The organism is Nonomuraea glycinis (assembly GCF_035920485.1).
In the GTDB taxonomy this organism is placed as follows: domain Bacteria; phylum Actinomycetota; class Actinomycetes; order Streptosporangiales; family Streptosporangiaceae; genus Nonomuraea; species Nonomuraea glycinis.
Genome location: NZ_CP109166.1, coordinates 4,707,531 through 4,720,501, shown reverse-complemented (window position 1 = coordinate 4,720,501; position 12,971 = coordinate 4,707,531). Strand labels below are relative to the sequence as shown.

General features: G+C 70.4%; 11 protein-coding genes and 1 pseudogene. 6 read left to right on the top strand and 6 right to left on the bottom strand.

Features of this window, described 5'->3' with window-relative positions; all coding sequences use genetic code 11:
* Positions 1-39 precede the first annotated feature (39 nt).
* Positions 40-1,161 (bottom strand): glycosyltransferase, encoded by a 1,122-nt coding sequence (locus OHA68_RS22320; RefSeq protein ID WP_327109368.1) that lies wholly within the window; start codon positions 1,159-1,161, stop codon positions 40-42.
* The gene (locus OHA68_RS22315; RefSeq protein ID WP_327109367.1) at positions 1,158-2,132 is read right to left on the bottom strand and encodes a glucosyl-3-phosphoglycerate synthase; all 975 of its coding nucleotides are present in this window, start codon (positions 2,130-2,132) and stop codon (positions 1,158-1,160) included. Before OHA68_RS22315 ends, OHA68_RS22320 begins: the two co-directional genes overlap by 4 nt.
* On the opposite strand from OHA68_RS22315, the gene OHA68_RS22310 reads away from it, so the two are divergent.
* The gene (locus OHA68_RS22310; RefSeq protein WP_327109366.1) at positions 2,065-3,189 is read left to right on the top strand and encodes a Gfo/Idh/MocA family protein; all 1,125 of its coding nucleotides are present in this window, start codon (positions 2,065-2,067) and stop codon (positions 3,187-3,189) included. The genes OHA68_RS22315 and OHA68_RS22310 overlap by 68 nt on opposite strands.
* Positions 3,182-4,336 (top strand): zinc-dependent alcohol dehydrogenase, encoded by a 1,155-nt coding sequence (locus OHA68_RS22305; RefSeq protein ID WP_327109365.1) that lies wholly within the window; start codon positions 3,182-3,184, stop codon positions 4,334-4,336. Before OHA68_RS22310 ends, OHA68_RS22305 begins: the two co-directional genes overlap by 8 nt.
* A gap of 9 nt (positions 4,337-4,345) precedes the next feature.
* Here the strand turns inward: OHA68_RS22305 and OHA68_RS45360 are convergent.
* The 3 genes and pseudogenes from OHA68_RS45360 to OHA68_RS22295 all read right to left on the bottom strand — a co-directional run.
* A pseudogene (locus OHA68_RS45360) lies at positions 4,346-5,524 on the bottom strand (MGH1-like glycoside hydrolase domain-containing protein); the annotation flags it as partial.
* The gene (locus tag OHA68_RS22300) at positions 5,521-6,306 is read right to left on the bottom strand and encodes a sugar phosphate isomerase/epimerase family protein (RefSeq protein ID WP_189138489.1); all 786 of its coding nucleotides are present in this window, start codon (positions 6,304-6,306) and stop codon (positions 5,521-5,523) included. The gene OHA68_RS22300 and the pseudogene OHA68_RS45360, both read right to left, overlap by 4 nt.
* Positions 6,303-7,253 (bottom strand): zinc-dependent alcohol dehydrogenase, encoded by a 951-nt coding sequence (locus tag OHA68_RS22295; RefSeq protein ID WP_327109364.1) that lies wholly within the window; start codon positions 7,251-7,253, stop codon positions 6,303-6,305. The genes OHA68_RS22300 and OHA68_RS22295 overlap by 4 nt, the downstream gene beginning before the upstream one ends.
* A gap of 487 nt (positions 7,254-7,740) precedes the next feature.
* On the opposite strand from OHA68_RS22295, the gene OHA68_RS22290 reads away from it, so the two are divergent.
* From OHA68_RS22290 to OHA68_RS22275, 4 genes are read left to right on the top strand one after another with little or no spacing between them, the layout of a single operon-like run.
* The gene (locus tag OHA68_RS22290; RefSeq protein WP_327109363.1) at positions 7,741-9,108 is read left to right on the top strand and encodes an ABC transporter substrate-binding protein; all 1,368 of its coding nucleotides are present in this window, start codon (positions 7,741-7,743) and stop codon (positions 9,106-9,108) included.
* Positions 9,108-10,079, top strand: a complete 972-nt coding sequence (locus OHA68_RS22285) for a carbohydrate ABC transporter permease (RefSeq protein ID WP_327109362.1) — start codon at positions 9,108-9,110, stop codon at positions 10,077-10,079. Before OHA68_RS22290 ends, OHA68_RS22285 begins: the two co-directional genes overlap by 1 nt.
* 4 nt (positions 10,080-10,083) lie before the next feature.
* Entirely contained in the window at positions 10,084-10,929 is an 846-nt protein-coding gene (locus OHA68_RS22280; RefSeq protein WP_189138493.1) for a carbohydrate ABC transporter permease, read from the top strand.
* Positions 10,930-10,932: 3 nt separating this feature from the next.
* Complete coding sequence (locus tag OHA68_RS22275; protein WP_327109361.1) at positions 10,933-12,114, top strand: ROK family transcriptional regulator; 1,182 nt, start codon at positions 10,933-10,935, stop codon at positions 12,112-12,114.
* Here OHA68_RS22275 and OHA68_RS22270 read toward each other — a convergent pair.
* Entirely contained in the window at positions 12,079-12,882 is an 804-nt protein-coding gene (locus OHA68_RS22270) for a helical backbone metal receptor (RefSeq protein ID WP_327109360.1), read from the bottom strand. The two genes, OHA68_RS22275 and OHA68_RS22270, sit on opposite strands and share 36 nt — an antisense overlap.
* Positions 12,883-12,971 lie beyond the last annotated feature (89 nt).

Genomic DNA, 12,971 nt, shown 5'->3' with positions numbered 1-12,971 from the left:
CGACCACGCCTGCTCGTACGACTCCGGAAAGCCGCCGGGCTAGCGGCTGCGGCGGGCCACCTGCTCGTACATGTCCAGGTAGCGGTCGGCCATGACCGCCGGGGAGAAGCGGGCCCGGGCCTCGCGGCGGCACTCCTCGGGGTCGAGCTCGTCCACCCGCAGGACCCACTCGGCCAGCTCCTCTTCGGTGTCGGCGAGGAAGCCGGTGCGGCCGTGGTCGATGATCTCGGGCATGCAGCCGCGGCTCAGCGCGACCGGCGGCACGCCGAGCGCCATGGCCTCCACCACGGCCGTGCCGCCCGGCTCGTCCCACTGGATGGGGAACAGGGCCGCGCGGGCCGTGCCGTAGAGGGCGTCGCGCTCGTCGCCGCCCAGGGAGCCGGCCCACCTGATGAGGTCGCCGTCGAGGTAGGCGCTGAGGTGGTCCAGGTAGTAGCGGACGTCGGCGTGGCCGTGCAGCGGGTGGTAGGGGTCCTGGGTCACGACGTCCAGCTCGGCCTGGCTGTCGAGGCCGCTCACCGGACCGGCGAGCACCAGCGGCAGGCCGAGCTTCTGGCAGACCCGGGCGGCCACGTGCTGGCCCTTGAGCCCGCAGACGCGGCCCATCACCACGAGGTGCTCGCCCCGCTCGAACCGCAGGTCACGGTCGGCCAGCGGGGTGGCCAGGTGCACCGCGCCGAGCGCGACGTCCCGCACCGCCCGGGGCGCGCGGGCGAGCTGGGAGTGCGAGACGCCGTTGACCGCGATCGACTGCGGGAACGACCGGTAGAAGGCGGCGTGCTTGCGCAGGTCCCAGTGCAGCGTGTGCAGGACGGGCGGGCCGCCCAGGGCCGACAGGACGCCGGGCCCGACGACCTCCAGGTGGTCGTGCACCAGGTCGATGTCGTCGCGACGGCTCAGCTCCGCGGCCACCCGCGCCTGGTGGGCGTGCGCGATGCCCATCACCTGGTTGTACGGCTTCTGCAGGTGGGCGAACTGCCCCTCCTCGAAGACGCTGATCAGCTCGTCCACGTCGAGGGTGCTCGACCCCACCGAGGCCAGGATGATCCGGACCCCGCGTTCGCGCAGTGGCGGGATCAGCGTGGCGACGACGTTCTCGATCCCGCCGTATCCGGGCGGCGGGACCGACAGCCAGGGTCCCGCGTTGACCAGGACGTTCATGCCACATCCTCCTCCAGTACGAGGGAGGCCAGGGGGGGTCGTTCGGCCACGGCCACGTCCACCAGCTCGGCGTCCCCGTCGAGCCCGAACTGCAGCAGCGAGTGGGAGGGCGGCTCCGAGGTGAGCACGCGCCCCTGGCGCTCCAGCCGGGACCAGGCGGTGGCCATGATCTGCCCCGCCATGCGGCCCAGCGCGGCCACCGACTGGTGGCTGTGGGTGCGGGAGCCGAGGTCGACCTGCGCCATGGCGTCGAGCCCGACCAGTTGCAGGAGGTCGACCAGGAGGCCGAACTCGACGCCGTACTCGGTGACGAACGGCACCTGCTCCAGGATCTCGCGGCGGGCGGCGTACTCACCGCCGAGCGGCTGGGCGAAGCCGGACAGCTCCGGCCAGAACATGTTCAGCAGCGGCCTGGCGACCAGCTCGGTGACCCGGCCGCCGCCACCGCGCCTGGCCACGCCGTCCTCACCGGTGAAGGGCCGTTCGTAGGCGGCCTTGACGAACTGGATGTTCCGGTTCATGAGCAGCGGCCCGAGCAGGCCGGAGACGAAGTGGGAGCCGAAGTTGCGCAGGTCGGCGTCCACGAAGACGATGATGTCCCCGCGGGCGGCGGCCAGGCCCTTCCACAGCGCCTCGCCCTTGCCGGTCAGGGGTGGGAGCTGGGGCAGCACCGCGCCCTGAGCCACCACCCGCGCTCCCGCCGCGGCTGCCCGCACCGCGGTCGCGTCGGTGGAGTTCGAATCAACGACGATGATCTCGTCCACGAGCGGGGTCCGCTCCACGAGGTCACGGCGGATCACGGTGACGATGTCGCCGACGGTCGACTCCTCGTCACGCGCCGGCAGCACGACGCTCACCGTGGTCGTCCCCTTGGCGGGGAGCAGGGCCTCGAGCGGCCATTGCATGGCCGTGCTCGAATGCGGCCCGTACCACTCCCTGACCCTTGCCAAGGCGCGCGGATCTGTCTCCATGCATTCATCCCCGATCTTTTCAGGTCACGGTCGGCGACATCTGCCCTATTCACGCGTCTTCGAACATGGTTGTTTGTTTTCTGCTGACCGTGGGATATGCCGGGTTATGATCCCCATTACCCGTATCGGCATGGTAGGTGCCGGTAATGTCGCGGCCAGGCATGCTGAGGTCCTGTCTGGTTTCGGCGACGTTAAAATCGTCGGAATCGCTGACACAGATCCGCGCAGGGCCGAAACACTGGCGTCGAAGCACGACTCCCCCGCCTACGGCAGCTACACCGACCTCCTGGAGGCCGGTGGCCTGGATGCCGTTTACGTCTGTGTGCCGCCTTTCGCCCACGGCACCCCGGAACTCGACATCCTGGCCTGCGATATCCCACTTTTTGTGGAGAAGCCACTTTCGCTGGACCTTGCCACCGCGGAGAAGATCGCCGACGAGATCGACCGGCGCGGGCTGCCGTCCGCCGTCGGCCATCACTGGCGTTACCTCGACATTCTCGACCAGGCACGGGAACTGCTGGCCGGCCGGCCGGTACGCCTGGCCATGGGCCACTGGCTGGACAAGGTGCCCCCGGTCGGGTGGTGGCTGGACCCCATGATGTCCGGCGGCCAGACCGTCGAGCAGGCGGTCCACGTCCTCGATCTGGCGCGACTGCTGGTGGGTGAGGTGAGCATGGTGCACGCGGTGCCCGCCGAGAACCGGGTGGACGGCGAGATCGACCACGCCACGGCGGCGGTGATGCGGTTCACGGACGGGGCGACCGGGCTGCTGGCCACCACCTGCCTGCTGCGGCACAAGCACCGGGTGGGGCTGGAGGTGCACGCCGAGGGCATCGCGCTCGACCTGAGCGAGACGGAGCTGGTCGTGGACGGCGAGCGGCAGGTTCAGGACGGCGGAAAGGCCAAGACGATGGTGGACCGCACGTTCGTGGACGCCGTCCAGGGGAAGGAGGCCGACGTGCGGGCCCCGTACCGGGAGGCCCTGAAGACCCACCGGCTGGCGCTCGCGCTGGCGCGGTCGGCACGGGAGCGGGAGCCGGTGATGCTCGATGGGTGACCAGGGCGCGCGGCCTGCGATCGGCAAGTCGATGGGCAAGTCGATGGGCAGAGTGTTGAGCATCGACGGGCCCGGCGAGGTGACGCTGGTCGAGGACAAGCTGGCCGAGGTGCCCGACGGCGGGTTCCGGGTCGAGACGAGGCACAGCGGGATCTCGGCCGGCACCGAGCTCACCTACGTCAAGGGGGACAATCCCTACCTGACCTCCACCTGGGATCCCGCGCTCGGGCTGTTCCGTGAAGGCACGCCCTCGGTGGCCTATCCCGTGCGCGGCATCGGATACATGCAGGTGGGCAGGGTGGTCGAGACCCGGACGCGGGCGGTGCGCGAGGGCAGCACGGTGGCGATGGCCTACGGGCACCGCACCGGCTACGTGGCCGACCCCCTGCAGGACCGCTTCGTGGAGCTGCCGGACGACCTCGACGCGCTGCTCGGCATCTACGTCGCCCACATGGGCCCCATCTGCGCCAACGGCCTGCTGCACGCCGCCGCCGACCTGCACGGCCCGAACGTCCGCCGGCTCGGCGACGGCGTGCACGGGCGGCGGGTCGTGGTGATGGGCGCGGGCGTGGTCGGGCTGCTGACGGCGTCGTTCGCCATCGCGTACGGCGCGGCGGAGGTCGTGGTCGTGGACGAGACCCCCGACCGGCTCGCCGTCGCCGCGGCGCTCGGCGCGAACGTGCTGGCCGCCGACGACGACCCGGCCGTGGAGCTGAAGCGGCGCTGGCGGCACGGACCCAACGACCGGGGCGCGGACGTGGTGTTCCAGTGCCGGGGGCAGGCGCGGGCCCTGGCGCTGGCGCTGAAGCTGCTGCGCCCGCAGGGCACCGCGGTCGACCTGGCCTTCTACACCAAGGGCGCGGACGAGGTCCGGTTGGGCGAGGAGTTCCACCACAACGGGCTGTCGCTGCGCTGCGCCCAGATCGGCCGGGTGCCGCGCGGGCTGGCGCACGCGTGGGACAGGGAACGCCTGTCCCACGAGACGATCGGCCTGCTCAGGCAGCGTGGCGACCTGCTACGCCGGCACGTGATCACCGATGTCGCCGGCTTTGCCGAAGCTCCCCGCCTGCTGGCCGAGCTCGCGAGCCGGCGACGCCACGCCGTGCAGGCCGTGCTCAGCCACCACGTCGAGGATGAGGGCGGCTGACCAGCTGAAGTCGCGAGATCCGTGCCCCCGAAGGGTCACCGGGTCGAAGTATTCGCGGAACCCGGACCGTACGACCGCGTTGATCATGTTGTCGGCGAGCGAGGCGGCCAGGTCGGACCGGCGGTCCTTGAGGCCCTGCCAGACCAGCCAGGTGAGGTTGATCCAGCTCGGCCCGCGCCAGTAGCGGACCGGATCGAACTCCGGGGCGGTCGGGGCGAAGCTCGGCAGCACCCCGTCCTTGAGGCCGAAGTGGTCGAGCCCGGTGCCGATCAGCGCGTGCGCGATCTCGCGCGGCAGGCCGGGCAGGATGAGCGGGACCAGACCGGCCGCGCTGCTGGAGCGGATCAGGTAGCCGGTGCGCAGGTCGCGGGACTGGAAGATGCCGTCGTCGTAGAGGTGCTCGACCATGGCGGCGGTGATCGCGGCGGCTTCGGCGCGGTGCGGCTCCGGGTCCAGCCCGCACGCGGCCGCGATGTCGGCCAGCGCCAGTTCGGCGGCCCCGTACGCGGCGTTGAACAGCGGGTCCTCGACGTGGAAGGCGCCCGGCTCGCGGTAGCCGGAGTCGCGGTAGGCGCCGGCCAGCGCGGTGTAGCGGTCGTAGTCGCGGTCGGTGGGCCGCTCCTCGGCGCTGACATGGGTCAGGTCCCTGCGGCGGTAGCCGGTGGCGTCCGTCTCGACGGCGCTGAGCGGCCGGTCCCAGGCGGGGCTGTTGTCCATGCCCGACTCCCAGGGGTGCACGATCGAGATCAGCCCCTCCGGCGAGCGCCTGGCGGTGCGCAGGAACTCCTGCTGGGCCACCAGCTTGGGATAGATCCTGCGCAGGAAGGCCAGGTCGGGCTCGGCCTGGTGGACGCGCCAGGCGGCCAGGGCGTGCACGGGCGGCTGCACGATGCCGGAGGTGGCCGCGCCTGAGGGCGAGCGCGCCTGCCAGAACTCCGGGCCGGGGAAGTAGGCGCCTTCGGGCACCGCGGGGTTGAACACGATGTGCGGCACCCTGCCGTCGCTCCACTGCGCCCCGAACAGCGACAGCAGCTCGGTCCTGGCCCGCCTGGGCGACAGGTGGGCGTTGCCGATGGCGATGAAGGCGGAGTCCCAGCTCCACTGGTGGGGGTAGAGCCTGCGTGAGGGGACCGTGTGCCCGCCGTCCCAGTTGTCGATCAGTACACGCACCGCATCGCGGAGGATCATAGAAACTTCCTGATGAAGGCCGCCGTCTGGGGAAGAACGATCTCGGGCTCACCGCGCAGGCGGCATTCGAGCGCCAGGTAGCCCTCATAGCCGACGGCGTCGAGGGTGGCGAGCTGCGCGCCCCAGTCGAGGTGGCCGGTGCCCGGCTGGTTGCGGTTGGACTCGCTGATCTGCATGTGCGCGAGGTAGGGGGCGGCCTCGATCAGCGAGCGGCAGGGGTCGTCCTCCTCGATGTTCATGTGGTAGGTGTCGCCGACGACCCGGATCGAGTCCTGGGCGCAGTAGGAGACCGCGTCGGCCAGGGTGTTGACCATGTGGTTCTCATAGCGGTTGAGCGGCTCCAGCATGATCAGGACGCCGTTGCGCTGCGCGTGCTCGCCGAGGATGCCCAGCGCCTCGGCCAGCACCTCACGGTCCTCCTGGGCGCTGCGCGGCGGGACGAACGGCGGCAGCCGCAGCGAGAACTGGCCCCACGAGGCCGGGGTCATCACGCCGACGCCGCCGAGCTCGCCGATGACCGAGAGCTGCGACCTGAGCTGCTGGATCGCGTCCGTGCGCTTGGCCGGGTCGAAGTCGCCGATGAAGTGCGGCATGTCCACGCACACGGTCGGCATGACGACGCCGTCCGCCAGCGCCCGCTTGAGCTCGGTCAGCCGGCCCGCGAAGTGGAAGTCACCCTTTCCGCGCAGTTCGATGGCGTCGAACCCGGCCTCGACCGCGAACGCGAACTTCTCCTGCAGGGACCGGCCGGGCAGGAGCTGCTCCTGGGCGGCGAGCTTCACTGTGACTCCTCGAAGGTGAAGACGAGCTGGAGCACCTCTGACGGGCGCTTGTCGATCAACTCGAAGGCGGTGGCGGCGTCGTCCACGGGGACGACGTGGCTGATCAGGTCGGTGACGTCGATGTCACCGCGGTGCACCGTCTCCATGAAGGTGCGCTGCAGCCGCTCGACGTCCCAGCGGTGGGCGAGCCAGGAGGCGACCCCGCCGATCTGGGAGGAGACGAGCTGCACCTGGTTGTGGTGGAACTCCTCGCCTAGCCGCAGCCCGACGCCGTCGCCCTGGTAGAAGCCGGCGGCCACGACCCGGCCGCCCTTGCGGACGGTCCTGACGGCCTCGTGCAGGCCCAGGGTGCTGCCGCTCAGCTCGATGGCGGTGTCGGCGCCCTCGATCCGCTTGCGGATGAACTCGGCGACCGATCCGGACCGCACGTCGAACGTCTCGGCGGCGCCGTACTGACGGGCGAGCTCCAGGCGGGCCGGGATGGCGTCGGCGGCGACCACCCGCGCGCCGCTCAGCACGGCCAGGCGGGTGGCGAGCAGGCCGATGACGCCCTGGCCGAAGACGGCGACCTGGTCGCCGAGGTGGATGTCGGCGGCGTGCACGGCGTTGAGCGCGATGGCGCCGACGCGGGCGAAGACGCCGGCGATCGGGTCGGCGCCGGGTGGCAGCGCGTGGCCGACGAGCTTGGCGGCGGGGACCACGGCCTCGCCGCGGTGACCCCAGATGCCCCAGACGAGGCTGCCGACGGGCGGACCGGCGACGTCGGGCGCCGCCTCCACCACCTCACCGACCTCCTGGTAGCCCCAGCCGCTGAGCGGATAAGCGTGGGTGTTGCCGTCGAGGAACAGGCGCTGGTCGGTGTCCCACTTGCGGTTGAGATACGGGTTCGTCCCCCGGTAGGCGGTCAGCTCGGTGCCGGCGGAGACTCCGGAGAACAGCGTGCGCACCCGCACGCTCCCCGGGACGAGCTCGGCGGGCTGTTCCAGGCTGACGGAGACAAGGCCTGGCTCTTGAAAGGTGATGACGCGCATTTCCCACACTTATGCCTATTGATCAAACAAAAGTCGATCAATTACGGGTTGTTGGCAAACCATAGTCGCGCCCGGAACACTCTTAAGTCTACGACTTCCGTCGAGTCTCCTGGCGAAAATGGGGGTTCAGACGGTGTGTCTTCTGGAAAGGCACCTTACCCGGCATACAACACCAGGTCATGCGCCTAGATTCCTTACGCGACATCCTTCGCAAAGAGGTGACTCCCGCTTTGCCTGCGCCGTCCGCGTCCTGAACATTCCGCGCCCCGCCAAAGAGACGCAGGTGAAGCCCGATGTCGGCGTGACCACCGGGAAGCCGTGGAAGACCGGGCGCACGCACCGCACGTTGCGTCGTCTCCTCCGGGGGTACGTGCGGGCGTATCCCCGTTCAGAGGAGCGTGCCATGCCGAAGCGGGTCACCGCCGTCCTCTCCGCCGCCCTGCTCGCGGCGACCTGCCTGGCGGCCTGTGGCGACGACGGCGAGCAGGCGGCCGGCAACCAGATCACCGTCTGGACCGAGGAGAACCTCGAAGACCGGATGGCCGTCCAGAAACAGATCATCGCCGAGTTCACCCAGAAGACCGGAATCAAGGTCGACCTCGTCGGAGTCGCCGAGGACCAGTTCAGTCAGGTGATCACCTCCGCCGCCGCGGCGGGCGAGCTGCCCGACGTGATCGGGGCGCTTCCCCTCGCCTCGGTCCGCGAGCTGGAGGCCAACGACCTGCTCGACACCGAGACCGCCGGCCGGATCGTCGACCGGCTCGGGCGCGACACGTTCTCGCCACGCGCCCTGGAGCTCGACAGCTCGGCGGGCAAGCCGCTGGCCGTGCCCAGCGACGGATGGGCGCAACTCATCCTCTACCGCAAGGACCTGTTCGAGCGGGCCGGACTGCGCCCGCCCGACACCTACGAGGCGCTGCAGGCCGCGGCCGCGAAGCTGAACACCGGCGGGATCGCCGGCATCACGCTGGCGGTCGCGCCGAAGGACGCCTTCACCGCGCAGAGCTTCGAGCACGTCGCGCTGGCCAACGGCTGCCAGCTGGTGGACGACGCCGGCAACGTCACCCTCGACTCGCCCGCGTGCGTCAGGGCCTTCGAGTTCTACGCCGGCCTGGCCAAGAACCATTCGGTCAAGGGCATCCAGGACGTCGACTCCACCAGGGCCACCTACTTCTCCGGCAAGGCCGCCATGATGATCTGGTCGTCGTTCGTCCTGGACGAGCTGGCCGGACTCCGTAAGGACGCCCTGCCCAGTTGCCCCGAATGCCGCGAAGATCGGCAATGGCTGGCGAAGAACACCGGGGTCGTCACCGCGCTGAAGGGCCCCGACGGCAGCGCGCCCGCGCAGTACGGCGAGATCGTCTCCTGGGCGGTCCTGCGCGACTCCGCCACCGACCCGGCCACGACCTTCGTCTCCTACATGATGAACGAGGGCTACGAGCGCTGGCTCGGCATGGCGCCGGAGGGCAAGTTCCCCACCCGCAAGGGGTTCGCCGACAAGTGGACCCGGCTCCCCGCCGGCGTCGACACCAAGAAGCCGTTGGCCGACGTCTATCCGGCCGAGGTGCTCGACGCGCTGCGCACCAGCCCCGACACGTTCGAACGCTGGGGCATCCCGCAGGGCCAGGGCAAGCTCGTGGGCGCCACGATGGGCGAGCTGCCGGTGCCCACGGCGCTGAGCGGCCTGGTGGACGGCTCACTCACCGCCCAGGCCGCGGCCGCCCAGGCCAAGACCGAGGTGGAGACCATCAAGCGCGGGATCCGCGAGTGATGCGCGGGCGGACCCTGCGCGGGCGGACCCTGCGTGGGCGGACCCCACGGGGGCGGGCCCCACGGGGTCGGACGCTGCGCGAGCAGGAGGGCCGGGCCGGGCTGGCGCTGATCTCGCCGACCCTGGTCATCACGCTGGTCGTGGTGGTCCTGCCGCTCCTGTGGGCGATCATGCTGGCGTTCCAGGACGTACGGCTGATCAACATCCGCCAGGTGGGGCTCTTCGGCGGCTACACGCTGGAGAACTTCACGTACGTGCTGGCCGAGCCGGGATTCTGGACCGCCCTGGTCAACACCATGATCTACACCGTGGCGGGCACCGGGCTGTCGATCGTGATCGGGCTCGTCGCCGCGCTGGCCCTGCGCGACAGGTTCCGGGGCAGGACCCTGGTCAGGGCCTCGATCCTGATCCCGTACGTGGCGCCGGTTGTGGCGGTGACGTTCCTGTGGCAGACGATGCTGAGCCCGCAGTACGGCATCGTGAACACCTGGCTGAGCGAGCCGATCGCCTTCCTCACCCAGGCCAGGGGCACCTTCCTCGGCGTCGAGGTGCCGGTGGCGCTGCTCACCGTGATCGCGTTCGAGGCGTGGCGTTACTTCCCCTTCGCCTTCCTGTTCATCCTGGCCAGGATCCAGGCGCTGCCCGCCGAGCTGGACGAGGCCGCGGTGGTGGACGGGGCGACGCCGACGCAGCGCTTCCGCTACGTGATGCTGCCGCAGCTGTGGCGGATCATCGCGCTGCTGGCGGTGCTGCGGTTCGTGTTCACCTTCACCAAGTTCGACGACGTCTATCTGCTGACCGGCGGCGGCGCGGGCACGGAGGTGGTCAGCGTGCGCGTCTACAACTTCCTGACCGCCCGCGACGACATCGGCGCCTCGGCCGCCCAGGCCATCGTGCTCGCGGTGGTGCTGGTCGTGTTCCTGGTCATCTATCTGAAGTTCTTCGCGGGAGGCGACCGTGACCAGGGATAGGAACGTGACCAGGGATAGGTTCGAGCGCGCCCTGTTCAGGGCGCTCCGGCCGCTGGTGATCGCCGTGCTCTTCGCGATCACCGCGTTTCCGCTCTACTACATGGTGATGCTGTCCTTCCGCGACATCCAGGAGCTCATCCTGGAGCCGGGCTCGCTGTGGCCGCGTGACTTCACCCTGGACACGTACACGAACGTGCTGGGCCGGCAGGGCTTTCTGATCTTCATGCGCAACAGCGCGATCGTCGCGGTCGTCTCGGTCGCGGTCACGCTGCTGATCTCGATCCCGGGCGCGTACGCCGTCGCCCGGCTGCGCTTCTTCGGCCGCCGGCAGGTGCACTTCCTGTTCCTGGCCGTCTACCTGTTTCCGGCCATCGTGCTGGCCATCCCGCTCTTCGTGCTGTTCACCATGCTCGGGCTGCGCGGGTCGCTGTTCGGCCTGATCCTGGTGTACATCGCGCAGACCGTGCCGGTCACGGTATACATGCTCCGCAACTACTTCGAAACGGTGCCGCAGAGCGTGGAGGAGGCGGCCGCGATCGACGGGTGCACCCGCCTGTCGACCATCTGGCGGGTGGTGCTGCCGCTGTCCAAACCCGCGCTCATGGCCACCGGACTGTACGCGTTCATGATCGCTTGGAACGAGTTCCTGTTCGCCCTGCTCTTCCTGGTGGAAAAGCGGGACAGTTGGACCGTTTCCCTGGGACTCTCGCAGCTGGCAGGCAGCATCGAGATCCCGACAACGGTTCTCATGGCGGGATCCGTGGTGCTGACACTGCCCATCGTGGTCGTGTTTTTCGCCGGCGAGAGACTGCTGACGGAGGGCCTCACCGCAGGGGCCGAGAAGGGATAGACCATGCTGACGGCAGGGCAGGTGCTCCAGCTCATCCGCGACGGCTCCTGCCCGACGCGCAGAGAACTGATCGAGTTCACCGGTCTGTCCCGGTCGACCATCACCGACCGGGTGGACCGGCTCATCGAGGCCGGCTTCATCCACGAGTCCGGCGTCGGCACCTCCGGCGGCGGGCGGCCGCCCTCGGTGCTCGACATCGACGCCACCAGCCGCCTGGTCCTGGTGGCCGACCTGGGGGCCGGCCACGCGCGGGTGGCGCTGACCGACCTCGCGGCCCGGCCGATGGCCGAGGAGCACGCCGAGATGCGCATCGAACTCGGGCCGCACGCCGTCCTGTCCTGGGTGCGCGAGGCTTTCGAGCGGCTGCTCGACCGCGCCGGCCGGACCGCCGAGCAGGTGTGCGGCATCGGCCTGGACCTGCCCGGCTCCCTGGACCACGGCACGGGCCGGGTCATCAGGTCGTTCCTGATGCCCGGCTGGGACGACCACCCGATCAGGGAGCTGCTGCGGGAGCGGTTCGACGTGCCGATCCTGGTGGAGAACGACGCCAACGCGATGGCGCTGGGCGAGTGGTGGTCCTGCTGGCGCTCCTGCGAGTCGCTCATCCTGGTCAAGGTGTCCACCGGCATCGGCACCGGCATCGTGCTGGGCGGGCGCGTCTACCGGGGGGTGGAGGAGGCCGCGGGCAACATCGGCCACGTCCGCCTGCACGAGACCGACGACCGCGTGTGCACCTGCGGCTCACGCGGCTGCGTGGCCTCGCTGGCGAGCGGCTCCGCCATCGCCGCGGACCTGGGGCAGAGCAGCAGCCGGGACGTGGTCCGGCTGGTGCACGCGGGAGACCCCGCCGCCATCGCGCGCACCCAGGAGGGCGGCCGCACCCTGGGCGTCGTGCTGGCCACCGCGGTCAGCCTGCTGAACCCGGGCGTGCTGGTGCTGGCCGGTGACATGGCGGCGACGGGAGAGCACTATCTGACGGGCATCAGGGAGAGCGTCTACCGCCGGAGCCTGCCGTACACCACCCGTAATCTGGAGATCGTGCCGAGCTCGCTGGGCGAGCGGGCGGGCATCGTGGGGACGGCCGTCACCGTCATGGAGCACGTGCTGTCCCCCACGGCCGTCGACGCGGCCCTGGCCGAGCTCACCCCGTCACGCGGGCGTGCCAGGACCGGCGCGGCCGGCTGAGAGCCCGGCTGAGAGCGCCGCCTCCAGCGCAGACCTGGCGGCGGTGAGCGAGGGGCCGTACCACGTGAGCAGCCGCCCGCTCACCAGCGCGCAGGGCAGGCCCGGGAAGGACTCCGGGCCGTCGGTGGCGGTGAAGGCGTACGGCTCGTCGGGCAGCACCACCAGATCCGGGCGGGCCGCCACCAGCTCCGGCAGCGGGATCTTCGGGTAGCGGTCGGGGTGGCCGGCGTAGAGGTTGTCCACGCCCAGCCTGGCGAGCACGTCGCCGGTGAAGGTGTCGCGACCCGCCACCATCCACGGGCGCCGCCAGATCGGGATGACCGCGCTCCTCCTCGGCCCGTCGTACGGCGCCCGCCAGCTCTCCTCGGCCCGGTCGAGCCAGCCGGGACGGCCGGTCCGGCAGGCCCCGGCGAACATCCGGGCCAGCGAGGCGAATGCCTGCTCCAGAGTCTCGATCCTGGTCACCCAGACGGGCACGCCCGCCGCGCGCAGCGCCTCGATGTCCGGGGCGCGATTCTCCTCGGCGTTGGCCAGGACGACGTCCGGGCGCAGCCGCCTGATCAGCTCGACGTCGGGGTTCTTGGTGCCCTTGACCCGGGTGACGTCCAGGTCGGCGGGGTGCGAGCACCAGTCGGTGACGCCCACCAGGGCGCCGGGCAGCGTCGCGGCCACCGACTCCGTCAGCGACGGCACCAGGGACACGATGCGCGTCACGGTCTCGGGGACCGGCACGACCGCGCCGGTGTCGTCAACTTGTTCGCTTGACACGGAAGAACTCTATGCGTCACGACCATGGACTGGGAGATTGCCGGGAATTGCGCTACAAGTGAGGATAGAGATCCGTAGAATCCTGAAAA